Raw genomic sequence first — 26,003 nt, 5'->3', positions numbered from 1 at the left:
GTAAAGCTTACAAAAAATCATATTAATCTATTTCCTTCCTATCTAAATAAAAAGCTGCTTTGTATAGATTTCAACACTCTATACAAACAGCTTTTTAACATATTATCGACATCCGAAAATCACAACAAAATAATTAAATTATTCGTTATACCCTTTTCCTAGGAAATATTACAGACCCTTCTCACTTTTTATCATTTATACCACTTCGCTGTTCCCCTTGAAAAAACGATCTATATTCATTCCAAATAACTCTCTTCACATCAGAGTAAAAAACCATCATGAATAGCGCAACTCCTAATAAAATCCCTTGCATTCCTTCATAATCAATAAAAGTAACTATTAGTAAAAATCACTGTAAACCATTCGTTTACATAATAAAAAAAGGGAGAATAGCTCTATGTTTGAGCTACTCTCCCTCACAGTTGTCCCGCATTAACGGGCAGTAAGACTCCCACCTCAACATTCGGCTGTAAAACAAAGAAGTTAGGTGGAAGATCAACTGCCCGTAAAAGCCCGATTGGTTCAATTAATAATCAGCGTGGGATGCCCCCCACTGATTAAAGTTTCACTTTATATTAAAACAGATGAATGTTTTCTTTTTTACAAGCTTCACGTAAATCGTCAGGCCATACAGAAGATTGGACTTCACCGATGTGTGCTTTACGTAAGAAGTACATGCACATTCTTGATTGGCCGATACCACCACCGATTGTTAATGGTAGTACGTCTTCTAAAATTCCTTTGTGGAAATCGTAATCTCGTTTGAAGTCTTCACCCGTTTTCGTTAACTGTTCGTCAAGTGATTTACTATCAACGCGAATTCCCATTGATGATAATTCGAATGAAGCTTGTAGTACTGGGTGCCAGAATAAAATGTCACCGTTTAACTTCCAATCGTCATAATCAGCTGCGCGTCCATCATGTCTTTCACCTGAACGAAGTGCATCACCAATTCCAATAATAAAGACTGCACCGTGTTCTTTCGCAATTGCATGTTCACGATCTTTCGGTGTTAATTCTGGATATTTATCTTCTAGTTCTTGAGAAGTAACGAAAACAATTTCTTCTGGTAAATACTTTCCAAGGAACGGATACTTTTCAAACAAGTGATCTTCTAAATCTTTGAATATTCCATAAATTGTTTGTACTGTTTTTTGTAAGTAATCTACAGTACGCCATTCTTTTTGAACGATTTTTTCCCAATCCCATTGGTCAACGTAAATAGAATGCGTTGCATCAAGTTCTTCATCACGACGAATTGCGTTCATGTTTGTATATAAACCCTCACCAGCTTCATATCCGTATTCATGTAATGCGAATCTTTTCCACTTCGCTAGTGAATGAACAATTTCTAATTCTTCTCCTGAATGTAACATATCAAATTCAATTGGACGTTCTACACCGTTTAGGTGATCGTTTAAACCTGACTTTTTCGTTACGAATAATGGTGCAGATACGCGGAATAGTTCAAGGCGTTTTGCTAATTGATCCTCGAAAAATGTTTTAACTTCCTTAATTGCGATTTGAGTCTCTCTTACTGTCATTAATGATTGATACATGGTGGTTTCCTCCTAAAATGTTTGGATGTTGTGGAAAAAAGCCAGCAAAAAAAAGCCCTTCTTTCCCAAAAAACTGGGACGAAAGGCTTTGGTTCCGCGGTACCACCCAAATTAGCAACAGAGGTTGCTCACTTATACAGTACGGAGATTAAAAATCTCGATACTGTTCTTCTTGTAACGGCGAAGTTCCCGGCTAAGTCTACTTTCCTATAAAGGATTTCGGTTAGCGACTCCAGGAGGTTCTTCATAATAGGCTTCGTATCAGGCTCACACCGTCCCTGACTCGCTTAAACTACATCCTACTACTACTCGTCCTTTCATAGTCGTTTGTTGTCACATCTCTGAAACATTTTATTAATGATTATTCTATACAAAAAACAGAGAAAGTCAACAAAAAGTTTTAAAATATTTTTCAATTCTTTATTTTACGGCTTGATTGATTGTTTCCAATATAGCCTCTTTACTTCTTTTGCCTTGACACCCCAAAAAACGTCTCACTAACTGAAACTAACATATACACAACAATTAATGTAATCGTTCGAAATATAGAATCCGCAGTATTTCTTATTATTTTCATTTTCTTTATAATTCCTTTCAGTTTACTCGCAATTTCATGATATACTATAGCATTCAAGCAGTTTGTTTTTACTTAAAACAAACATAGTCATTTATCGAGAGTATTTTTCTAAAACATTGGCTATTATCAAATAAGATTTTTTATATAACGGAGTGATCATATGAGTAAAACGAAAGCGAAACCAAAAAAAGGTGTAGGACAAGGTACAGGAAGTAAAGGATGGAACCGTTGGCAATCTAGTGCAAAGAAAAAAAAAGCTGCAAAACCATACAAAAGTAAAGGCACAAAGAAGTAATCTAAATAGCATTTGATTTCTTTACTTTGTACAAAACAAAATATAATTATTACAACAAAAAAGCTATGCTCTCATAAATTTGAAAGAATAGCTTTTTTCATTTTAAATCATAAGTATATCCCGAATTTCTTCCTCAGTTATAGAGGATAATTTCTCTTCTCCTGGCTCAATCACTTCAGCGATTAAATTTTTCTTACTCTCTTGAAGTTCATGCATCTTTTCCTCAATTGTTCCGTGGGCTACTAACTTAATAACTTGCACCGTATTTTTTTGTCCCATTCGATACGCTCTATCTGCTGCTTGTTGTTCAACAGCTGGATTCCACCATAAATCGTATAATATGACCGTATCTGCACCAGTTAAGTTAAGACCCGTACCACCAGCTTTTAAAGAAATGAGAAATAGATCTCCTTCTCCTTCGTTAAACCGATTGCATAGCTCTACACGTTCTTGCGCTGGTGTACTTCCGTCTAAATAAAAGTATGGAATAGCTTTACGGTTTAATTCTCGCCCGATTATCGAAAGCATCTTCGTAAATTGAGAAAAGATAAGAATTCTCTTCCCTGTACTTCTGCACTCCTCCAAAATTTCTAGAAGCTGTTCAAACTTAGCTGAACTTCCTTTGTAATCATCAACAAACAATGCAGGATGATTACAAATTTGTCTTAACCTCGTTAAACCAGCTAAAATTCTAATTTTATTTTTACGTAACGTATCTTTATCTAAATGTTTTAACGTTTCTTCTCTTAACTTCGCTAAATAAGCCGCATAAAGCTTCTTCTGATCCGGTAATAGTTCTGATGATTGTAAGTGCTCAATTTTTTCTGGTAGCTCCTGTAATACATCTTCCTTTAACCTTCTTAACACGAATGGTTTTACGCGCTTCGCTATATCTTCACGTCTTAAATCACCGAACTCTTTTCTCCCCGGTAATAATTCTGGGAAGACGACGTGGAAGATGGACCATAGCTCTTCTAATGAATTCTCTACAGGTGTTCCCGTTAATCCAAAACGGTACTCCGCTTGAATCGTTTTTACTGCCTTTGCAGTTTGCGTTGTATGATTTTTAAATGCTTGTGCTTCATCAAGAAATAGCGTATGAAATGGCTGCGCATATAACCTTATATCCCTTCTCAGTAAAGGATATGACGTAATCACTACATCAAATTTCGATACATCTTTTAAAAGTTTTCGGCGCTCTACTTGGTTTCCATCTGCAATAACAGCTCTAATATGTGGAACGAATTTTTTCAACTCGCTAAGCCAGTTATAAACGAGGGAAGACGGAGAAACAACTAATATAGGCAGTTTCTTTTCTCGAATTTCAGACAAAACAGAATCTATAAAAGCAATGCTTTGCAACGTTTTCCCTAGTCCCATATCGTCTGCTAAAATACCTCCAAAACGATAATAAGCAAGTGTTTTCATCCACTCGAATCCATATGTTTGATACTCTCTCATTATCGTACTTAAACCACTTGGCACCATAAATTTTAACTTTTTAGGGTTTTGAATGTTCTCTACCAATTCTTGAACAGATTCATCTAAACTTAAAACATTTCCTTCTTGCAGTGAATTCATCCATTTTACACTACGAATAAGAGGGACATCTATTTCTTCACCCTTTAAAAATTCTTTTCGAATACTCGATTCTTTTATAAACTGATTAATGTCATTAAATTCTTTACTCTCCAGTGATAATAGAGAACCACTTGCTAAACGATAATATTTTCGTTTCTCCTCAAGAGCAACTAATACACCTTTAATTTCTGCCTCTGGAATACCTTTTATATCAAAACGGAATGATAGCCAATCAATTCTCTCTTTCCTTCTAACTCTTATAAGAGGAGCTGTGTCTCCTTTATGAATTCGTAATTTGATTGCTGTCGTCGCATAAATATCAAGTAAACCTTTTAACGTTGGAACGACGTGATATAAGAAGTTATACTCAGCTTCTTCGTTATGCATAAAATAACCGCCTTCAGTCTTTGCAAAGGCGCTATCATTCATCATTTCTAAAATCTCGTTTTCCTTTTTCTCATCACGATTAAAAACAGACGGCTGTCCCTCTTCTTCTAACGGGTTTATAACAACATTTCCGTAATGAAATTCCAAACCCGCTAACAAACGATTTTTCACTCGATCTAAATATAATTTCGCTTTTAGTGCGGGCGTTTCAACACGATCTGATATTATCTCATCTATTCGCACAGTTCCAAGCTTCATTAAACCTGGAACAACTTTTGCTACAAAGTGCTCCATCTTATCCGCCGGAATATACAATTGATTACTACTAGAACGCTTCATCATTTTTTGTAATTCGATAAGCCGCTTGCAATCCTCCATGTTCAACCGATACAGTTTCCCTTCGAATAGAGCATAACTGTATGTATCCATTACTTCCACTTGTTGCAAACCATCAATATACAGTGTAAATCCACCGTTACTCCCTTTATTAAACTCAAAATGTAAAGGAAGTAGTCCTTTTGAAATATGTAAACCATGAAAAGGTTGTCCATCTTGATTAAGTCTCACAAACTCAACTTTAGAAAGTAAAGAAAGCATATCTGACCAAGACGCTGGCGGTATTAAAATCATACTATCATCTTGTTTTGCATGTACTTCCAGCGTATCCTCATACATTTTTTCGTTGTGATAAATTTTAATGAGCTGCTGAATAATCGCATCGGTTTCTTGCCTGAAGCTATGTACATCCGGTGTATATGTAAATTCATTCAAACAATTATAGTACTCTCTTTTCTCCACTTTGGAAAGAAATTCTCTAATATGATTTACGAAATACGTTTTGGCAAGCTTCAACTGAATCCCTAGAAGTGCCCCACCACTTTTCGTAACTACTGGTGTACATATAAATTCAACATGAAGTATTTCACGTGTATCAAAACGGTGTTGTTTACTTTTTGGTCTTAATGGTTTTTCTGCAAATAACTGAAACATACCGCTCGTTAATTGATCATTTCCGCTTATGTTTTCGCTACTAATGGGCAACTTTCCACCTGTTTTCTGATTATAGTTCATATATAACAATACAGCCGCAACATGTTGACAGTACGTTTGAAAAGAGGCTAATGAAGGACAACTACATTTCGCAACAACATCACCCTTTTTAGCTTTTTCTACTGTGACATGAAAATCTTCGTTCCCTTTTACCGTCGCTTCGCAAATTTCTTTATTTTCATCATAATAATTTACTATCACTTTATTTGATTTATAATAAGCTTCGCCTCTTTTATATGAGGTCTCTCCGCATACTTCTTTAATAATCGATTTGTTTAATGTAAAACTCATTGTTTTGACACTTCCTTAATTTAAAACCAGTTTCTCTTAACTAACATTTTACATGCTATGCGCAAAAATATAAAATACGGATTTAACAAAAAAAGATGCTTATTTATAAGCACCTTTTTTCATTCTATCTCCATCAACCGTTTCGCCTCAAAATACAACACTTGAATAAATTTTTTCGTATTAATACGTATATGCCCAGAAGTTGCTACTTCATCTTTCGTCATTTCTGTCATCCGTTTTCTAATTACAGTGAAATCAAAAAATTTCGGCGCATAGCTTTCAAATTTCGGATTCGAAAAGTCTGTTAGTCCAAGAGAAGCTAAATGGTTTAACGATTGATAAATCGCTCTTCGTACCCTTTGTTCAGATGCTTTTCTCTCTTTATCTATATCTGCATCTGAAGCTATATTCTCTAACTTTCTTATCGTTATATGGTGAAAGATATCTTTTAGCGCAGGAAATCCAAATTCAAATGTTTGTGCCTTTTCCTGTCCATATAAATATTCCAGCATACTAAGTAAATCTTTACTTCCATTCTCTCCCGCAATACCGAGTTCTGATAATAAATAGCGTCCTGAATCTGCTATTCTTTTCCCTTCTTGCATTGGCTCATTTCGAACTTGCGGCTGTTCCCATTTGAAAACGTTATTCAATGATTTTTGAATATCATATATAGAACGCTCTAAACGAATACGTTCCATCACTTTCTGTACAACAGATACAACTTCAATTTTATTTAGTGGTTTTGTAATATAATATTCAACACCAAGTGTATACGCCTCACCTATAAGCTGCTTCGATTCAACTTGAGAAATCATAATGATTTTCCCTGAAAAAGAAGATGCAATATGGCGAACTGTTTCAATCCCATCTCGCATTGGCATTAATAAATCAATAAATAAAATATCTACTTTTTTAAAATTTAGTTGATCTGCTTCAATAAAAGCTCCGTCTTCCGATTCTCCAATCACTTCCCCAAGATCACCATCTTCAATAATTTGTGAAAGCATAGAGCGGAAAACTTCATCATCATCTACGATATAATAAAACAACTTTATTCCCCTTCCCGCTTTAAACTGCACTCCGGTAAACAAACTACAAACTTACACCCTTCGCCAATTTCTCGATCTTCTAATCTTACTTCTCCTCCGAGTTCTGTTACCATTTCGTTTATGTAGGAAAGACCAATTCCTGTTGACGGTGTTCCCGTTTGATCATACTTTGAAGTAAACCCCGGCTTAAATACTAGTTTCTTATATTTTTGCGCAATACCAGGTCCATCGTCAATTACTTCAAAAAATATACGTTTATCAGGTTTATATAACTTAATAATAATAACACCACTACCCTCAATTGCTTCAACTGCATTTGCAACTAAGTTATTAAAAATTGATAAGACCGTATACACATGATATTCTGCATGCTCGCCTTCTATATGTTTGGAAAAACGTATATCTTTTTCTAACATTTCAGCGTACTTCTCATTTATTCTCACAATCATTTCCGCAAGCTCATGACCTTCTACATACTCAGCCACATTTTTATCTAATAACAATTTAGATAGCCCTGCAAAAATCCTTTGATTATCCTTTTTTATTTCGTGTACTTCCCCCGCTATTTTCAATGCTGTTTTACTACTCGAATCATCGTTCGCTTGTAAATTACGATATAATTGATACGCTTCTTGTGTAATTAACTCCGCATTTTGTAACGTTTTTTTCAAATGAACAGATTCCACATATAAATTAGAAAGGTGCATCAACATTTTCTCATTTTCTTTTCGCACTTGTGATTCTTTTAATTTTGTTTCATACAAATTCATCATATTTAAAAAACCAAGCGCAAAGAAACTACGAAAAATAGCAATAATGATTAGTTTATTCACTTCAGAAACTGTTATTGTTGTGCCAAGCACTAACATGTGATAAAACGCAAGTTCTGACATACTTGCAATAATTTCAATTGTAATACCGAGGCAACCTATAATAATTGGCCTCTGATGGAATTTGTTCACCCTACAAAGCGAAAATAGGCTTCCATAAATAAAATAATAAAAGAACACGGGATAGCGCAAATAAAATGATTCTGTCATATGAAATGACCCTTGTAATATCCAGTCCAGGCATACGCGAAATAATACTACAAATACCCCGACAAGAATACCTGCAACTGCTGCTGGTATTCTTCTTAAAAATAGTAATAAAAAGAAGAAAAGCGGTGTCCCGAAGCTAACACGAAACGTATCGTTGAAAGGATGAAAATTCAGCTCTCCAGCAATCGGAACAACTACCATTAAAATGATTACAAGAGACATATCTTTCTTCCATATTTGATTCCAATTCAAAAGGGCCACTTCCTATGTATTTTTTCAAAAATGAACAAGGAAAGCCCGCTTATTATTATAAACGGGCTTTTTCTCTATATTCTAACCTTTTCTACCGCTTTTATTTGACGATACTCAGGCTTCCACATTGATTCTTTTACCGCTATCTTAATATCGTTATCACTTAAGCTTTCTCTAGCGACACCTTCTGCAACTGCAACTTTCGCTACTTCAATTGCAACCATTTCAGAAATATTACGTAACTCTTCAACTTCTGGCAAGATAGGCGCACCTGGCTTACTTGTATCTACCATACTTGCAACCGCTTCTGCTGCCGCCGCAAACATACCGTCTGTCATTACGCTTGCACGAACAACAATTGTTCCAAGACCAAGCCCTGGGAAAATAAGTGCGTTATTTGATTGTCCAATAACATACGTTACACCATTGTATGTAACTGGTTCAAACGGACTTCCTGTTGCAACTAACGCTCTTCCTTCTGTCCACTCGATTAAATCTACTGGTTTCGCTTCAGCAAGTGGCGTTGGATTCGACATTGGTAATATAATTGGTCTTTCTACGTGAGAAGCCATTTCTTTAATAATCTCCTCTTTGAATGCACCAGCAACAGTTGATGTACCGATTAAAATTGTCGGTTTTACATGTTTCACAACTTCAGCAAGTCCGATAGCATCACTTTGCTTCCACTCATTCACTTCAGCTACTTTGCGAGCATACGGAATTTGGAAATCAAGAAGATCTTCCATATTATCTGTAATTAACCCGTTACGGTCAATACACCAGAAACGTTCATGCGCTTCTTGCTCTGATAATCCTACGCGAACCATCGCATCTCTTACTTGATCTGCGATACCGATTCCAGCCGTACCAGCACCAAACACAACGACACGATGTTCATTTAAAGGTACACCAGAAGCTTTCACTGCTGATAATACTGCAGCAAGTGAAACTGCACCTGTGCCTTGAATATCATCATTAAACGTACATACGTCATGACGGTATTTATCTAAAATTTTTCGTGCATTACGAGAACTGAAATCTTCCCAATGTAAAAGTGCTTTCGGGAACTTATTACCTACAGCTTGTACAAATGTATCAATAAATTCATCGTAAGCTTCACCAGTTACACGAGGGTGGCGATTTCCAATATAAAATGGATTGTTTAATAGATCTTCGCGGTTTGTACCTACATCTAAAATTACCGGTAATACGCGACTAGGATCGATTCCAACTGCAGCCGTATAAACAGCTAACTTTCCGATCGCAATGTTAATACCACCAACACCCCAGTCACCAATTCCTAATATGCCTTCTCCATCTGTTACAACGACTAAGTCAATATTTTCAGCTGTTGCACCGATATTTGCGAACGCTTCTTCAATACCTGAAGGATCGTTAACTGATAAATAAACCCCGCGCGGTTTACGATATTCATGACTATATCTTTGAATTGCTACACCAACAGTAGGTGTATATACAATTGGTAACATTTCACGTAAATGATCTGTTAGTATACGATAAAATAATACTTCATTTCGATCATGTAACGCAGTTAAGTATACATTCTTTAATAAATCATCCGGCTGAGAACAAAATTGTTCATATGCACGGCGTGCTTGTTCTTCTAACGTTAAAACCGCTGGCGGCAGTAGTCCCTTTAGCCCTAACTCTTCTCTTTCTTCTTGCGTGAAAGCTACCCCTTTATTTAAAAGTGGTGTTGCTAATACTTCTACTCCTCTTAATGTCGTTTCTAATGAACCATTAGAAGCCACTGTAAACTTACTCATAACATCCCTACCTCTATTCATATATAGCATTTCTATATTGTAAACAAAAAAGAGGGGATTGTCCCCCCTCTTCTTTTAATTTTTCTTTAAAAGAGTTGCTCCTGCAATCCCTGGATGTGTCATTTCGAATGGATCTAGTATTAATTCTAAATCTTCTTGTGATAATACACCATTTTTCACACATAGTTCTCGAACGGATTGGCCTGTTGCGATTGCTTCTTTCGCAACGCGAGCTGCTGCTTCATAACCGATATGAGGGTTCACGGCTGTAATAATTCCTACACTCTTCTCAACATACTCTTTTAAGCGATCTTCATTCGCTTCAATTCCTTTTAAGCAATTATCTGTAAAGGCACGGAAACCGTTATTCATAATGCTAATAGATTGAAGTAAGTTGAAAACAAGTACTGGTTCCATAACATTTAGTTCTAATTGTCCTGCTTCTGAAGCAAGGCAAATTGTATGGTCGTTACCAATTACTTGGAACGCAATTTGATTAATTACTTCTGGCATAACAGGGTTTACTTTACCTGGCATAATAGATGAACCTGGTTGACGAGCTGGCAGCATAATTTCTGCTAATCCAACACGTGGACCTGATGCCATTAGTCGAAGGTCGTTCGCAATTTTAGACATGTTCATCATACATACTTTTAATGCTGCAGATACTTCAGTGTACGCATCAGTATTTTGCGTTGCATCTACTAAATCTTCAGCACCAACAAGCGGTAATTCACTAATTGTGGCTAAATGTTTTACAACTGCTTCAATATACTCTGGATCTGCATTTAAGCCTGTACCAACTGCAGTTGCTCCCATATTTACTTCATATAAATGTTGACGTGATTGCTGAATTCGTTTCATATCACGTTCAAGTACGCGAGAGTATGCTTTAAATTCTTGTCCAAGACGAATTGGCACAGCATCTTGTAAATGTGTACGACCCATTTTAATAACATGATCGAACTGTTCTGCTTTTAATTCAAATACATCATGCATATAACCCATCGTTTGTAATAAGCCTTCTAATGCATTTAATGTTGCAATATGAATCGCTGTTGGGAATGCATCGTTTGTTGATTGCGCCATATTTACATGACTATTTGGACTAATATAATGATAGTCTCCCTTTTCCATTCCTAATAATTCAAGGGCACGATTGGCAATGACTTCATTTGCGTTCATATTCATTGAAGTTCCTGCACCGCCTTGGATTGGATCAACGATGAAATGATCATGCCATTTCCCATCAAGAATTTCTTGTGATGCTTCTGCAATAGCACCGCCCTTTTTCAATTCCAATCTTCCTACATCTGCATTAGCAAGTGCTGCTGCTTTTTTTACAATTGCGAACGCTTTAATTAAGCCTTCATGAATTTTGTATCCTGTAATTGGGAAGTTTTCTACTGCACGCATAGTCTGTACACCATAATACGCATACATTGGTACTTCTTTTTCACCTAGAAAATCTTTTTCAATTCGTACACCATTTTTAACTTCAGTTAATGTTGCCATGATTATTCACTCCTTAACGATTTCTTATGCTGCTTCTGTTTGTTTGACTGCTTCTACATATTGTTTTGCTTTCTCATTATCGAATTCGCCTTCCCACTTCGACATAACAATGGCAGCTAATGCATTTCCTAATACATTGACAGCTGAGCGAATCATATCTAAAATACGGTCAATTCCCGCAATTAATGCGATACCTTCTAACGGTAAGCCCATTGATCCTAACGTTGCTAATACAACAACGAACGATGCACCTGGAACTCCCGCCATACCTTTGGATGTTAACATGAGAACGAATAATAACGTTATTTGCTCCGTTAATGACATGTGTACACCATACATTTGTGCAACAAACAATGCCGCTAACGCTTGATAAATAGCTGATCCAGTCAAGTTAAATGTATAACCTGTCGGAATTACGAAAGAGGCAACTGCCTTTGGACAACCGAACTCTTCCATCTTTCTCATTATATTAGGTAAAACAGCTTCTGAACTTGCTGTCGTAAATGAAAGAATAAGTTCTTCTTTTAAAATTTTCATTAATGTAAAAATGTTTACTCCTACCATTCGCGCATTGATACCTAATACAATCACAACGAATAGTATAACAGTTACGTATACAGCTAGCACTAGTTTTCCTAAAGGAAGTAGTGTGGCCACACCAAATTTCGCAACCGTAACAGCAATTAATGCGAATACACCAAATGGTGCAAATTTCATAACTTGATTTGTAACCCAAAACATCGCTTCGAGTACGCCTTCAAAAAAGTTAAAAACAGGCTTTCCTTTTTCTCCAATTGCCGCAACTCCTAAACCGAATAATACTGAGAAGAATATAATCGGTAATAAGTCACCTTGCGCAATAGATTCAAATATATTTTTTGGTACAATATGAACAATCGTTTCAGCAAAACCTTTCTTCTCTGTAGCATCTGCTGTTTGTTTATAAGAAGAAATATCACTTTGCTGTAAATTATTCATATCAACGCCAGTACCTGGTTGGAATATATTCGCTGCAAGTAATCCCATTAAAATAGCAATCGTCGTAATGATTTCGAAATAAAGAATTGTCTTACCACCCAGTTTCCCAAGCTTCTTCATATCTCCTACACCAGCTACCGCAACAATTAATGCTGAAATAACAATTGGTACTACAATCATTTTAATTAAATGAATAAATATATCCCCAATTGGTGTAATATAAGAAATCGCCGTTTTATTGCCATAAAAGATTGCCCCTACTACAATCCCTAAAACAAGCGCGACAAAAATTTGTGTTGCCAATCCGAATTTTTTCATTTATGTTCATCCCCTTCATGCGAACGCTTTCAATTTGAATTTATAAAAGCTTACTCACACATGATATAAGCGAACCTACAAAATCATACAAAAACCTACAAGTTTGTCACAAAAAATTCAAATATTTTTCTTTTATTTTTCATTGACACCATTTTGTTAAAAAACGATAAAATATACTTGATAAGTAATCAGATTGTTTCGTATAATCAAAAAGATATATACTTACAACAAATCGAAATGAAGAGGAGTGGATGGTATGAAAAATTATGTACAGCAATTCATCCTATCTTCTTCTTTTCTTTTTCATTTTCTTAGTAAGGAACAAGGGCATTCGCCTTTGTTCCTTTTTTATTGTCATTTATATAGGGGGAATTGTTATGAAGCCATATAAACGTGTCTTAATTAAATTAAGCGGTGGTGCACTTGCTGATCAATCTGGAAATAGCTTTAACTCCAAACGATTAGAACATATTGCAAACGAAATTTTATCCATTGTTGATTTAGATATCGAAGTCTCTATCGTCATTGGCGGCGGTAACATTTTCAGAGGTCATCTAGCAGAAGAATGGGGAATTGATCGTGTAGAAGCTGATAATATCGGGACGTTAGGTACGATAATTAACAGCTTAATGCTTCGCGGCGTTTTAACAAGTAAAACTGATAGAGAAGTGCGCGTTATGACTTCCATCCCTTTTAATGCGGTGGCTGAACCTTATATTCGCCTACGCGCAGTACATCATTTAGATAACGGCTATATCGTCATTTTCGGTGGTGGTAACGGGCAACCGTTCGTTACGACAGATTATCCAAGTGTACAAAGAGCCATTGAAATGAATAGTGACGCCATTTTAGTCGCAAAACAAGGCGTAGACGGGGTATTTACAAGTGATCCAAAACATAATAAATCCGCAAAAATGTATCGAAAACTAAACTATAATGATGTTGTTAGGCAAAACATACAAGTCATGGATCAAGCCGCTTTATTACTTGCTCGGGACTACAATTTACCGGCACACGTCTTTAACTTTGATGAGCCTGGAGTCATGAAGAAAATATGTTTAGGGGAACATGTGGGGACGTTGATTAATGATGAGGTTACTAAGCTTGTACATGAAAAATAACCATTTTCATCAAAAAAGGGTGTCCTTTATAGACGCCCTTTCTTCCTTAATTATCATAAATAAAAATCAACTAATCCCGCCAATTTCTCCTTACAACGCTCCCAAAAAGATAACCTCTCAAAAAATTCTTTCGTCATCTCTTTCGAATCATGAAAATCTTGCGTTAACGCATCATTTGCTTGCGCTATGATAGGACCACCGTGAATATACAAGTTCATCTCATCATTTATATAGAAGCTACGTGCAGTAAAGTTTGTTGTACCGATAACGGTTAATTCATTATCAATAAGCATTAACTTCCCATGGAACATCCCTTTTTTATATCCATATACAGTAATTCTATGCTTAACAGCTTGACGTATGTATGGATATGCCGCCTCTTTAATAAGAGGAATATCTGGTTTATATGACCAAAGGATTTTTACTGTAACACCACGTTTTTGTGCTCCAATTAAAGCATTCATTAACTCTTTATTTTTCGCTATAAAATACGGCGTTGCAATTACAATCGAATGCTTCGCTTGTTTTATTAACTCTATATACTTTTCAGCGACGTGATGCCCATTGTAACTAGCCATAGTATGTAATGTGTTCCCCTTATTAGCCTTATTCGTACTTCTTTTTATATCTTCTTTCGTGTCTCGTTTCCAATCTAAAGCAAATTGCTCTTCTAAATCTTTCGCTCCTTCTCCTCTTATCCGTACATGATAGTCACGCCAATATCCAAATCGCTTATCTTTTCCTAAGTACTCATCCCCTATATTAAAACCACCCGTATAACCAATTTCTCCATCAATCGTCGTAATACGACGATGATTCCGATGATGAAGAGAATAAAATCCAAATGGCAATTCAGGTTTCCTACTATATGTAAAGTGAACACCGTGCTCTTTCAATTCATTTTTTAACTTTCTGTCAAAAGATAAATCATTAATTAAATCGACCGACAAATATACGGTTACTCCTTCTCTCGCCTTCTGCTTTAATAAATTTAAAAAAGTATAACTACTTTTATCATCCGACAAAATGTAAAAATAAGTGTAGATGGAGCTTTTTGCTTTTTTAATATCTTCAAATAGCTGCTCATATAATGATTTCCCTTCTACATATAATTGAAAGTCACTATAATGAGGCGTATACTCTGTCGGCATATTTTTCCCAGCTTCCATTTTCCGTCCGAGCGTAACGTCAATATGCATCCCAATTAAAACAAAAACGAATATACCAATAATAATAGAAGCAACTCGCAATATCTTTTTTATCATTTTAATTTCCTTCCGCTCAAATTACTTTCTAATCCGTAGTGTTTCATTAAAATACATTTTCATACAAAATGTATTCCCCACTTTTGGGGGATGTTAAAAAGTTAAAGGAGCAGCAGAATATGAAAATAAGAAAAACTCCTATTATTTTTATACCCGGTCTTTTCGGTTCAATGAGTAATGTTATTATTCCCGGTACTGGTAATTGGAGCTTTGGACTTTCTGCATTTGTTTACGAACCATTCATCATGATGTTAGAAAGTATGGGCTATGAACGAAATAAAAACCTGTTTATCTGTTTTTATGACTGGCGGCAGCATATAGCTTTCTCTACTCAAAAATATTTATTAAAAACGATTGCTTATGTTAAAAAATTTACAGGGTGCGATAAACTGAATTTAGTTTGTCATAGTATGGGGGGACTTCTTGCACGTTCTTACATTCAAAGTGAAGAATATGAAAATGATGTGGAGCAACTTATTATACTTTGTACACCAAGCGCTGGATCTCCGCCTAATTATAGTTATTGGACTGGAGGTAGTCTCCCTGTCCATGCCTCTTCTAAAATAAATATCGTTCATTTTTATATGGAACAATACATTCACTACTTAAGCACATTACACAAAATGAATAAAGTTGCGGCGATACACCGTTACTTTCCAGGATTACAAGATGTTATTCCTTGTAAAGATTACGGAAATTATTTATTTATAAGATCCGGTTCTTTTATTACATTTCTTCCTTATAGTAAGATGCAAACGAAAAACCCTTTCCTCGATACATTAAATGAAAATAGATTTATTATACAGAAAAGAAATATTGAAACTACACTCATTGCAGGGGATGGAGAGGAAACAATTCAATATTTACAAGTCGTCCCTTCACATTCCAAGCTGGAATGTGAAGACGGCAAAGTCGTCGGTGATATACTTACAAAACACGGTGACGGTAACGCTGTTTTACATAGTGTTTTTCTTTTAGATGGTAATAAATACATTTTGCATGCTTCACATAATGAAGTTCTCTACAAAAGTATTCCTATATTACAAAAGATACTCTAAATTATGAACAAAAAAAGTGTGGCATCACGCCACACCTTTTCATATTAAACAAAATTCCTCGCATCATTATTTCTTCCAAACTTATAAATCGCAATTAAGAAGAATGCTATCGCAAAGGCGAATAAGATTAAAATATTTAAATACAACTCTGAAAACGGAATTCCTTGCTGCAATTTCGAAATCGTGTCCATTAGCCAGCTTTGCGGTAAAAAATCAGCTATTTTTTGTACCGTTTTCGGCATGATATCATATGGGAAATAACATCCCGCTAATAAACATGTCGGTACAATAACTACATTCTGCATTGCATTTGAAGCAGTTGAACTTTTTGAAAAAGACACAATGACTAATGATAAACCAATTGCGATTAAAGCAAATATCATGAGTACACCAATCATTACTGTGAAAGGCATATTTATATTCGTATGAAAAACATTCGTCATAAATAATACTGCAATGACAATTTGCACTGTTAATATAATCATATTCACCGCGACATTAGATAATATAAATTTCTTTCCATCTATCGGTGTTGACAATAATCTAAAATACGTTCTATTCTCTTTTTCTTTCAAAATAAACCCTGATAAGTTCATCGCTGAAAATAGCATAAACATGATAAGATAACCAATCGTTTGATTTGTCATATCTTTATTTTTCGAAGTATCTTCAAGTGTCTCAGACTTTACTTTAAATGAACTTTTTTGATAACCAGCGTACATACTGTCAAACGTACTTTGATCCGTCCCTGCCACTTTACTAATCGCAGCGATATTATCAACATAGTTATATAAATATGATTTTATAAACCCCGTTACTTGATCACCTTTAATCGATGAAATTTCAATATGACTCGGTTTCCCTGCTCGAACACTTTCGGAAAAACCAGACTGTAATGTAATAACACCATCAAGTTTTTTTGAAGTGAGTTTATCTTCCACTTCAGATTCCTTAATTTTACTAACATTTACATGATTGAGTCCTTCTAAAAATTTCACTGTATCATTTGCGATAGGCTGATTTTCTTTATTTATAACCCCGATATTTAACGTTCCTTGCCCTACATTCCCATATATCGAAAAGGAGATGAGCGTTCCTATTATCGGCAAGCTAATAATGATTAGTAACCCTTTTTTATTTTTCAGAAGTACAGATAACGTTTTTTGTATGAGCCATAAAATATCTTTCATACTATAGCCCCTCCCGTCTACGTAATGCAATAATCGCAATTAATAAAAAGATTGCTGAAATTCCGAGGTTTAAAGATATTACCGGTAGCGCCGCCCCTATGTCATTTGCATAAATAATTTTCATAATGGCTGTGTTGGCCCATGTTAATGGCGATAAATTCGTAACGACATTTTCTTCCACTACGAAATAAGCACCGCCAAAAATAGAAGCTAATTGCACAACAACCATAATAATTGCTCTAGATGCCTCACCTGTTTTTGTAATATATCCGATCCCTAAACCGAAGCTAATTGCTAGAAAGACTTCTGTTAGTAAAATAATAAATATGATTCCAAGATGGTCGCCCCAATTCGCTTGAAAAACAAATTTACTAAATAAAACAACGAGTAATAGACAAAGTGCATTCGCTACAAGACTACCAAGCACTTTCCCAATGAAAATTTCAGCCTTACTTATAGGTGCTGCAATTAAACGATCTCCTGTTTTACGTACCCGTTCTCCACGAATTAAATAACTTGCCCCCATCGCACCATATAATGCAATCATTGTCGTCATTACAACCGCATAGTAATCCATAGAACCAGGTTTTTTAGCAGCTTGTAAAGATGTTTCTTTAATATAATCATTATGATTTCCGTTTGAAATAACTGCACTAACCTTACTCGGATCTACTTTTGCAACTTCAACTGCTACATTGTACTTATCAACAAATGTCGTAAGCATTCCTTCAACAATACTTCCCTCAATACTACTTCTGTCGCTTCCGTAAAATTTCGCACCATCTTTATTTAATTCTACATATGCAGCATAATTATTTTGCTTCACTGCTTCTTTCCCATCTATACCTTCGGAAGCTTTTTTAAAATGAATACCCGATTTATCGACTTCTTTCGTAAATGCTTCAAATGATTGAGAAAACGTGCTACTCGCTTCATCTTTGTAAAGCACTTGTATATCTTTAATCGAATGACTATCGCTATTAAATGCGTTACTTAACGCTGTTCCTAATACAAGCATAAGCACAATCGGAAATGCCAACATAAGAACTAAAGTTCTTACGTCTCTGAAATCTCTTTTAATGTGCATAACTGCAATATTAAAGATGTTCAATCGATGGACCTCCCTTTTCTTTTCTTACAATCACTTTATTTATCTCGTAAGTTTCTTCCAGTCAATGTAAGGAATACTGTTTCTAAGTTCGGAGCCTGCTCCTCTAACGAACGAATTTCAATGTCATGATTAATAAAGTGTTGAATAATTTTATTTAAATTATTTAATCCTGCATCAGAATTTACTTTAATTACGTTCTCTTCAATTTGAACAGCCTTCACACCGTTTATCTCTTTTAATTTTTCTACTTCTAGATTTTCTACTGACTTCACTTCAATCCAAATATCTTTCGTATCTGTAATAATCGCTTTTAGCTGTTCTTTCGTTCCTTCTGCAATCACTTTACCGTGATCTACAATCGCGATTTTCGTACAAATCTCTTCTACTTCTTCCATGTAGTGACTCGTATAAATGATTGTGCTTCCCATTTCATTTAATTTTCGAACAGACTGAAGGATGTAGTTTCTTGACTGCGGATCAATTCCAACTGTTGGCTCATCCATAATAATTAACTTCGGTCTATGTGCGATTGCACAAGCGATATTTAGTCTTCGTTTCATCCCGCCAGAAAAGTTCTTTGGATAGCTTTTCTGTTTATCACTTAGTCCTACAAATTGAAGTGCTTCCTCTACTCTCGCTTTTAACTCTGCTCCTCTTAGTCCGTACAATCCGGCAAAGAATTTCACATTTTCATAGGCAGTTAGCTCTTCGTATATTGCTATATCTTGCGGAACAATACCGATGTTCATTTTCGCAAATCGATTATTTTTCTTTATATTTTTTCCTAGTATGCTAATTTCACCTTCATTACTTCTTAACAGCCCAGCAATCATATTTATCGTTGTACTCTTACCAGCACCATTCGATCCTAAAAATCCAAATATTTCTCCTTCTTTAATAGATAAAGACATATTATCTACCGCGATGAAATCACCAAATTTTTTCGTTAAATTTTTAATTTCCAATGTATTCATCATTTCACCCCTATTTCGGTTTCTCTGCTGTTATTATAAACAAAAAGAATGAACCTGCTCAGTGCAGAAGTTCATTCTTTTCACATGAGATTATTCACTTTTTTCATATGAGATGATTCATCCTCGTCCCATTCCCTTATATCGGCAACAACATTGTTACTGAAAAACCACTTGTCCCATCTACAATAACTTTCCCGTTTACAGACGCTGTTCTCTCCTCCATCCCCATAATACCGAGACCTTTTTTAACAAGAACTGCACCTTTCCCGTTATCCTTTACTTGAACTTTAATCACCTTGTTCAACACGTGAATATCTATTGAAATGACTGTTGCATCAGCATATTTCATCGCATTTGTTAACGACTCCGTAACATTTTCACCAATAATCTTCCACTGAATTGGAGAAATCATATCTAAATCGCCTTTATATACGAAAGGAATGTTCACATCATGCTTACCGGCAAATTCCTCTATGAATAATTTCATACGATGAATGCCGATTTGCTCTGTTGGTGGCTTCATATTTTTTAATGTAATCCGAATGCTTTCAATGCCGTCTTTCGAAATATGAATTGCATTTTGTAATAACTCAGCAGATTTCACTTTATCTATTTCCATTAATCTCTTCGCTGCTTCCATTTGAATAAGCGCACCCGTCATCGAGTGACCAATTTTATCATGAATTTCTTGAGATAATCGATTTCTCTCCTCCAACTTAAATGTGTATTCTGATTGCCTTATGTAATCTTTATTTTCATTTAAACTTTTCGTAAGTCTTTGTATGTCTTTTCTCATTTTATCATTTTGCATTTCGAGTTTTAATAATCGTGCTATATAGCGGTGGGCTATCGTTAAGGAAAAAAAACAAAATGCACTAATAAGTCCATACGTCATTTGAATATCTTCACCTATAAAAATAATAGGAAGGATCATAATGAAAAAGATTAACCATTTCTTTTCTATATAATAAGTTGCAATTTCATATAAGTTCAAAGGTAAAAACAAAATAAAAAACGGATGAATCTTCCACGTAAACAGTATGATTACGCCAACTGACACGCAGATTAAAGCCTTATTGTACGTATCTTTTTTTAATATAGAAATCATCACATTTATAGAAAGATATATAAGCAAAGTAAGTATAATCCACGGTAAGTTCGTAACATTTAAATGAATGTAGCTGAACACTATATATAAAAAGACAATAAGTTTACTTACAGTTAACCAAAATTCCATATCATTAATCTACTTTCCCTGTTAAGTAATAAATCGCAATTTGTGTGCGATGTTCAAGTCCAGTTTTCCCTAAAATAGATGTAATATAATTTGCAATCGTTCCTTCTGATATGAAAAGTTGCTTTGAAATCTCTTTATTCGAAAATCCTTTTGCAATTAATGCGATAATACTAAGCTCTCTTTCTGTGAAAAGGCTCTTATCTATTTTAGACTCCGTTTCTTTATTTTCTAGTAAATTACTCTTAATTTTATCAAGCACCACATCTTGCATAACAGTTTGGCCGTTATATACTCCTTTTATTGCATCACGAATACGCTCCGGATCGTTATTCTTTAATAAATAACCTTTCGCTCCGTTTTTCACTGCGTCCAAAATATATTCATCATCATCAAACGTCGTTAAAATAAGAGGTTTCGTTTTTGTCTCTTCACAAATTAACTTCGTCGCCTCTACCCCATTCATGTTTGGCATACGAACATCTAAAAGCACAATATCAACTTCATGCTTTTTACAATACGCTACAGCCTCTTTTCCATCATTTACAGTTTCTAATACCTCGAATTCTTCGTATGTATTTAAAATAATCTTCATACCTTCTCTTATAAATGAATTATCATCCGCTATTAATATTTTAATTTTCATGTTTGCTAGTATGGACCTCCCCCTACTAACATTCACATCCTTTCTCCTCGTATCATTGCCTACTTGCTCATTATATACTTCTGCTTACCATTTTTTCACACCTTTTTCATATAGCCCCTTCTCTAAAAATATATTATTCTTTTTTTACAACATGTGTAGGGTGACTTATCATTTCTGACGTCTATATAATAGAATGCGTCAAAAAGGAGGGAGAGAACGATTGAGGAAAGACAATTAATTGAAAAAGCACAACAAGGAAGTGAGCATGCTTTTCGTATCCTTGTACAAACGTATCGTCATTATATTTTCCAAGTTATATTTTCTATTTTAAGACATGAAGAAGATGCCAAAGATGTGACACAAGAAGTATTCGTAAAAATTCACGCCTCTCTCCCTAATTATCAATTTCGCGGTTTAAAAACGTGGATGGCACGTATTGCCACCAATCACGCTATTGATTATAAGAGGAAAAAAGCTAGAGAAAACGAAGAACTCTCCTTATGTAAAGAAACTGAAGAAAATATAAAATCCTCTCATAATATTGAGGCTTTATTATTGACGAAAGAGCAAAAATTACTGATTGCTCAAAAACTGAGAGAACTACCCGAAAATTACCGTGATGTTGTTCTCGCACATTATTTAGAAGAAAAAAGCTATCAAGAAATTGCTTTACAGGAAAACCTCGAAGTAAAGAACGTCGAAATGAAACTGTATAGGGCAAGAAAATGGATTAAAAAACATTGGAAGGAGGAAGAGTTTCTATGACGCATTATGCAAAAGAAGATTGGAGCAATTATACGCTAGATCTTATAGCAAGCAATGAACGTGAATCTATGGAAGAACACCTTTATGAATGTGATCATTGTTTAGCACTTTATATGGAAAGTATTGATGAACAACATGAAAACCTTCCAATGATAAATGATGATTCATTTACAAACGAAGTTATGGCGCAAATTAATTTTGAAACGTTACAGCCTAATGAAAATATGAAATCAAACCAGCTAAAGCGCACGGTCATTCATTACATAATTGCGACTGCGGCTACAATCATTTTTATGGTAAGTGGTTTATTCCATTATATTTTCACAGCGACATCTAATTTCGAGAAATCTTCTAAAGAAAATGAAACTTCTATCTCACAACAAATTGTAAACAAAACAGTGCACACATCCAAAAAGGACGGAGGTTTAAAGCATGAATAAAAATCCCTTTTTAGCACTTGTATTAGGGCTAATTCCTGGGCTTGGACATTTATATTTAAAAAAGATAGGACGGTTTATTTTATATAGTGGAGGAGCTTTATTACTATTTATTGCTACAGCAGGTATTACAGTTCTCTACGGAGATCATAAAATTATTTTTCTTCTCCTATTTTTATTTACAGCTTTATGGACAATCAATTTAATTGACCTAGTCATTACTCTTATAAATCAATCACAAAAACAAGATGCAGAACAAAATCTAGAAACTACTAAAGAAAGTGAAAGATTTTATATCATTCTCCTATCAATCATCCCTGGACTTGGACATTTTCAGTTAGGACTTATGCAGCGTGGTCTTACATTTTTAGTTGCATGCACAGGCCTAGGTAGCATGATTGTATTTGTTACATTACTAACTCATCAAGAAGGTTTCCTTATTTTCCTTATTACGCTACCTGTTTTATGGATTTATAACTTCTTTGACGTTGTTCAGCAACTACAGAAAAAAGAACTTGATGAGCAACTAGATGATCGTACTATTTTTGAAGAATTTGAAGAGCATCGAGAACAAGGAAAGAAAAGTAAAACATTCGCTTCTATTTTAGCAATGTTTCCTGGAGCAGGACATATGTATTTAGGCTTACAGCGCCGTGGCCTTCAGCTTATGGCAGCCTTTTTACTATCTATTTATTTACTTGATTTATTAAGACTCTCTGCGTTTTTATTTTTAGTACCAATTATTTGGTTTTATAGCTTTTTTGACACATTACAGCAAACAGCAAAATACGGAAAAGAACGCGTAAATGACGAACCTATCATCGATTATTTTATAAATCATCAAAGATGGATCGGCATTGGGTTAATTGCATTAGGTGGTTATTATTTATTAGATCAAACTCTTCTTCCTATTTTAGACGATTATTTTGCAACTATATTTAATATTCATCTTAGCGAACTGTATTATCGCTATTTCCAAACATCTATCGTTGCGCTCCTCTTAATTGGTGGCGGCTTTAAATTGTTACTTGGAAATAAAGAAAACAAAGGTGGGACAAAAGAATGAGGACATGGCGTGTTGGAACCATCTCGATGGGGATTTCCATTATTTTATTAGGTTGCTTTTTACTATTTTCAGTCGTAAAAGGCGTCCAAGCATTAGATATACTAACAGCATGGTGGCCTGTTTTACTTATCATACTTGGCACTGAAATTTTACTTTACCTTCTATTTTCTAAGAAGGAGCAATCCTTTGTTAAATATGATATTTTTAGTATTTTCTTTATCGGTGTTTTAGGAAGCGTAGGAATTGCTTTTTATTGTTTACTATCCACTGGATTACTAGACGAAATACGTCATTCTATTAATACAACGAGACAAACTGGTACTATTCCTACCGAGCAACTTAGTATGCCTGAATCTATTACAAAAATTGTAGTAGATGCGGGTAACCATCCTCTAACGATAGAAGGTAGCAACACGAATCAAGTTCATCTTCTCGGAACATATGAAATGACGACGAAAGCAAATGAAAAACTCAATTTAAAACAAGAGGATTTTCTTTCAGTTCAAACGGCTGGAGAAACGATGTACGTAACATTAAAATCATTACCAGTTCAGCATACGTTATTTAACTCCGCAACACAGGTGAAACCAACGCTTGTACTCCCGCAAAATAAAAATGTGGAAATTCGCGCTTCAAATAACGAACTATCTCTTTATCCAGGTCAATTACAAAATAATTGGTTTGTACAAGAAAGTTCCAATGTATCTGTTCATTTAGCAAAAGAAAGTGATGTATCTTTAACAGCCGTAACAAATCAAAAAGAAACTTACGGAAATACACCTTGGGAACAAGTAGAAAACTTAACGAAAAAAGAAGATAATTCTTCGGAAGAAAATCCAGAATTAAACGAACGAGAACATTGGTATAAAAACACGGTTAAAACAGGAAATGGGACATATAAAGTAAATATTGAGAAGGCTTATAATTTAAATATGAGCGTTATCGAAAAGTAAAAAACCTTCCACATTTGTGGAAGGTTTTTCTCATATAATCGCTTTAATTCCTTCTAAAACTAATCCAATCATAAAGCCACAAACAGCCCCGTTCACACGGATCCACTGCAAATCTTTCCCCACATTATTTTCAATCATTTCGATTAATGTTTTATCATCTAGCTTATCAAGATTTTCTTGTACGAGCTTTCCAATTTTCGAATGATTTTTTTCAACAAGCGTGACAACTTGCTTTTGTAACCACTCTTCTATTTTTTGAACAGTCAGTGCGTCTTCTTTTACTTTATTAATTTGTGTTTTTAAAAATGGAACAAGGTATTTATTAGCAAATTCTTCATTTTGCACGAAGGTAACTGCTCTTTGTTGTACTTGCTCTAGCATCTCTTTTATTTTGTCAGTAGCATTCCAATTGGCAATCCATTTTTCTTTCCAATTCTCTAATTCCTGTAATAAAGCTTCGTTTTCTTTCACATTTATAAGCTCTTGACGAATCTTCATTACTATAAGTTGTCTTGTACTATTATCAGCATCTTGCAAGCTGTTAATATTGCTAATAATAAACTTTTGCAAAATGCCTCCAATTTTATCTTCATCTACAATATTCATAAACGATTTCAAAGTAAACTGTAAAAATCCATCTACTTTTATGTTTTCCATCGCCTTCATCCCTAAGCTTCCGAGCTGATAACGAGCTTCATCTTGAGCCGTCCAATCTTTCACTTTTACTAATATGTAATCAAGTGTTTTTTCATCATATTCTTGCACTACTAATTGATCAACAAGCATTTTTAATATGTTACTTGTGTCAATTGTATGCAAATATGTTTTTAATTCTTTTTCAATAATAACCGCTAATTTTTCCGTATCTATTTGAAGAATCGCTTTCTCAGCAATTGTTACAATCCCTTTTTTCACAGCATCAGACTGCAACTCTTTTTCAGCAATTTGCAGTACCATTTGTGCTAGCTGCATTTCTTTTACTTTACTTGTAATACTTTCTTTCGTCAGCCATTCATTTTCTAACGTAGAAACGAGCCCCTTTGTTACCCGCTTCCGATTTTTAGGTAATAATGCTGTATGTGGAATCGGAATTCCCAACGGATGACGGAATAAAGCTGTAACCGCAAACCAATCCGCAAGCCCGCCGACTAATCCCGCTTCAAATCCCCCTTGTATAATTTCCCCTGCTACCGTTCCTTGAAAAGGGATAGAAGCCGCAAAGCCTATCCCCATAACTCCAAGCGAAATACCCGCTATATATTTTGTCTGTAATGACATCGTATACACACATCCTCTTATTATATAAAATAAAGCTTTTCTTATTATATTTAATCAATATTAGCAATCCTTTATATCTATACTATAAAGAACTAGGGTGAAAATAACAAAGTTTTTATAATGATTCCTATAAGTATCAAAAAAATAAATGGGCTAAATTTAGAAATGTTTTATTATCTCTATTACTATTTAATTAAAATATTGGTATTGAAGAAGAAATTAT

General features: G+C 34.8%; 21 protein-coding genes, 1 pseudogene and 1 other annotated feature. Of the genes and pseudogenes, 7 read left to right on the top strand and 15 right to left on the bottom strand.

Annotation, left to right across the window (positions count from 1 at the left end; all coding sequences use genetic code 11):
* Positions 1-181: 181 nt before the first annotated feature.
* Positions 182-346: pseudogene (locus tag MR109_RS09775) on the bottom strand (helix-turn-helix domain-containing protein); the annotation flags it as partial.
* Positions 347-575: 229 nt separating this feature from the next.
* A complete protein-coding gene (gene asnA / locus MR109_RS09770) occupies positions 576-1,559 on the bottom strand; it encodes an aspartate--ammonia ligase (protein ID WP_002171334.1) in 984 nt (327 codons plus the stop codon).
* A 71-nt stretch (positions 1,560-1,630) separates the two neighbouring features.
* Positions 1,631-1,889: a binding site (T-box leader), on the bottom strand.
* Positions 1,890-2,296: 407 nt separating this feature from the next.
* On the opposite strand from asnA, the gene MR109_RS09765 reads away from it, so the two are divergent.
* Positions 2,297-2,431 (top strand): DUF3934 domain-containing protein, encoded by a 135-nt coding sequence (locus MR109_RS09765; RefSeq protein ID WP_000047591.1) that lies wholly within the window; start codon positions 2,297-2,299, stop codon positions 2,429-2,431.
* A 102-nt stretch (positions 2,432-2,533) separates the two neighbouring features.
* Here MR109_RS09765 and MR109_RS09760 read toward each other — a convergent pair whose 3' ends face one another.
* The 6 genes from MR109_RS09760 to MR109_RS09735 form a co-directional block, all read right to left on the bottom strand.
* On the bottom strand, positions 2,534-5,740 hold the full coding sequence (locus MR109_RS09760; protein ID WP_242271903.1) for an SNF2 helicase associated domain-containing protein: 3,207 nt from the start codon (positions 5,738-5,740) through the stop codon (positions 2,534-2,536).
* A gap of 119 nt (positions 5,741-5,859) precedes the next feature.
* The gene (locus MR109_RS09755; protein WP_025148953.1) at positions 5,860-6,792 is read right to left on the bottom strand and encodes a response regulator; all 933 of its coding nucleotides are present in this window, start codon (positions 6,790-6,792) and stop codon (positions 5,860-5,862) included.
* A gap of 2 nt (positions 6,793-6,794) precedes the next feature.
* The gene (locus tag MR109_RS09750) at positions 6,795-8,093 is read right to left on the bottom strand and encodes a sensor histidine kinase (protein ID WP_242271901.1); all 1,299 of its coding nucleotides are present in this window, start codon (positions 8,091-8,093) and stop codon (positions 6,795-6,797) included.
* 65 nt (positions 8,094-8,158) lie between these two features.
* Positions 8,159-9,871 (bottom strand): oxaloacetate-decarboxylating malate dehydrogenase, encoded by a 1,713-nt coding sequence (gene malS, locus MR109_RS09745; RefSeq protein ID WP_242271899.1) that lies wholly within the window; start codon positions 9,869-9,871, stop codon positions 8,159-8,161.
* A 75-nt stretch (positions 9,872-9,946) separates the two neighbouring features.
* Entirely contained in the window at positions 9,947-11,386 is a 1,440-nt protein-coding gene (gene aspA, locus MR109_RS09740; protein ID WP_098473097.1) for an aspartate ammonia-lyase, read from the bottom strand.
* Between the two features lie 24 nt (positions 11,387-11,410).
* Positions 11,411-12,682, bottom strand: coding sequence for a cation:dicarboxylate symporter family transporter (locus MR109_RS09735; protein ID WP_048373442.1), 1,272 nt, complete (start codon positions 12,680-12,682; stop codon positions 11,411-11,413).
* 377 nt (positions 12,683-13,059) lie between these two features.
* Between MR109_RS09735 and pyrH the strand changes: the two genes are divergently transcribed.
* Positions 13,060-13,803: a UMP kinase gene (gene pyrH / locus MR109_RS09730; protein ID WP_242271898.1), complete on the top strand. Its 744-nt coding sequence runs from the start codon at positions 13,060-13,062 to the stop codon at positions 13,801-13,803.
* Positions 13,804-13,856: 53 nt separating this feature from the next.
* On the opposite strand, the gene MR109_RS09725 is transcribed toward pyrH, so the two are convergent.
* Positions 13,857-15,068, bottom strand: coding sequence for a phospholipase D-like domain-containing protein (locus MR109_RS09725; RefSeq protein WP_242271897.1), 1,212 nt, complete (start codon positions 15,066-15,068; stop codon positions 13,857-13,859).
* Positions 15,069-15,187: 119 nt separating this feature from the next.
* Between MR109_RS09725 and MR109_RS09720 the strand changes: the two genes are divergently transcribed.
* Positions 15,188-16,126 (top strand): esterase/lipase family protein, encoded by a 939-nt coding sequence (locus MR109_RS09720; RefSeq protein ID WP_242271896.1) that lies wholly within the window; start codon positions 15,188-15,190, stop codon positions 16,124-16,126.
* 44 nt (positions 16,127-16,170) lie between these two features.
* Here MR109_RS09720 and MR109_RS09715 read toward each other — a convergent pair whose 3' ends face one another.
* From MR109_RS09715 to MR109_RS09695, 5 genes are all read right to left on the bottom strand, one after another.
* Entirely contained in the window at positions 16,171-17,316 is a 1,146-nt protein-coding gene (locus tag MR109_RS09715) for an ABC transporter permease (protein ID WP_242271895.1), read from the bottom strand.
* A 1-nt stretch (position 17,317) separates the two neighbouring features.
* Positions 17,318-18,427, bottom strand: coding sequence for an ABC transporter permease (locus tag MR109_RS09710; RefSeq protein WP_242271894.1), 1,110 nt, complete (start codon positions 18,425-18,427; stop codon positions 17,318-17,320).
* A 35-nt stretch (positions 18,428-18,462) separates the two neighbouring features.
* Complete coding sequence (locus tag MR109_RS09705) at positions 18,463-19,401, bottom strand: ABC transporter ATP-binding protein (protein WP_098473092.1); 939 nt, start codon at positions 19,399-19,401, stop codon at positions 18,463-18,465.
* Positions 19,402-19,537: 136 nt separating this feature from the next.
* Positions 19,538-20,638: a sensor histidine kinase gene (locus MR109_RS09700; RefSeq protein ID WP_242271893.1), complete on the bottom strand. Its 1,101-nt coding sequence runs from the start codon at positions 20,636-20,638 to the stop codon at positions 19,538-19,540.
* Positions 20,639-20,642: 4 nt separating this feature from the next.
* Entirely contained in the window at positions 20,643-21,281 is a 639-nt protein-coding gene (locus MR109_RS09695) for a response regulator transcription factor (RefSeq protein ID WP_025148965.1), read from the bottom strand.
* Between the two features lie 219 nt (positions 21,282-21,500).
* On the opposite strand from MR109_RS09695, the gene MR109_RS09690 reads away from it, so the two are divergent.
* Genes MR109_RS09690 through exsE form a run of 4 tightly spaced genes read left to right on the top strand, consistent with a single transcriptional unit; the run spans position 21,501 to position 24,502 of the window.
* Positions 21,501-22,046 carry an RNA polymerase sigma factor gene (locus MR109_RS09690; protein ID WP_308197272.1) on the top strand — a complete coding sequence of 182 codons (546 nt, stop codon included), beginning with the start codon at positions 21,501-21,503 and terminating at the stop codon, positions 22,044-22,046.
* Positions 22,043-22,486: a hypothetical protein gene (locus tag MR109_RS09685; RefSeq protein WP_242271891.1), complete on the top strand. Its 444-nt coding sequence runs from the start codon at positions 22,043-22,045 to the stop codon at positions 22,484-22,486. Before MR109_RS09690 ends, MR109_RS09685 begins: the two co-directional genes overlap by 4 nt.
* Positions 22,479-23,549: a hypothetical protein gene (locus tag MR109_RS09680; RefSeq protein WP_242271888.1), complete on the top strand. Its 1,071-nt coding sequence runs from the start codon at positions 22,479-22,481 to the stop codon at positions 23,547-23,549. Before MR109_RS09685 ends, MR109_RS09680 begins: the two co-directional genes overlap by 8 nt.
* On the top strand, positions 23,546-24,502 hold the full coding sequence (gene exsE / locus MR109_RS09675; protein WP_242271886.1) for an exosporium protein ExsE: 957 nt from the start codon (positions 23,546-23,548) through the stop codon (positions 24,500-24,502). The genes MR109_RS09680 and exsE overlap by 4 nt, the downstream gene beginning before the upstream one ends.
* A gap of 30 nt (positions 24,503-24,532) precedes the next feature.
* Here the strand turns inward: exsE and MR109_RS09670 are convergent, their stop codons facing one another.
* Positions 24,533-25,780, bottom strand: coding sequence for a DUF445 domain-containing protein (locus MR109_RS09670; RefSeq protein WP_242271885.1), 1,248 nt, complete (start codon positions 25,778-25,780; stop codon positions 24,533-24,535).
* Positions 25,781-26,003: the final 223 nt, after the last annotated feature.

Source organism: Bacillus cereus group sp. BfR-BA-01310 (assembly GCF_022664325.1).
In the GTDB taxonomy this organism is placed as follows: domain Bacteria; phylum Bacillota; class Bacilli; order Bacillales; family Bacillaceae_G; genus Bacillus_A; species Bacillus_A paramycoides.
This window is presented reverse-complemented; position numbering and strand designations above follow the sequence as displayed.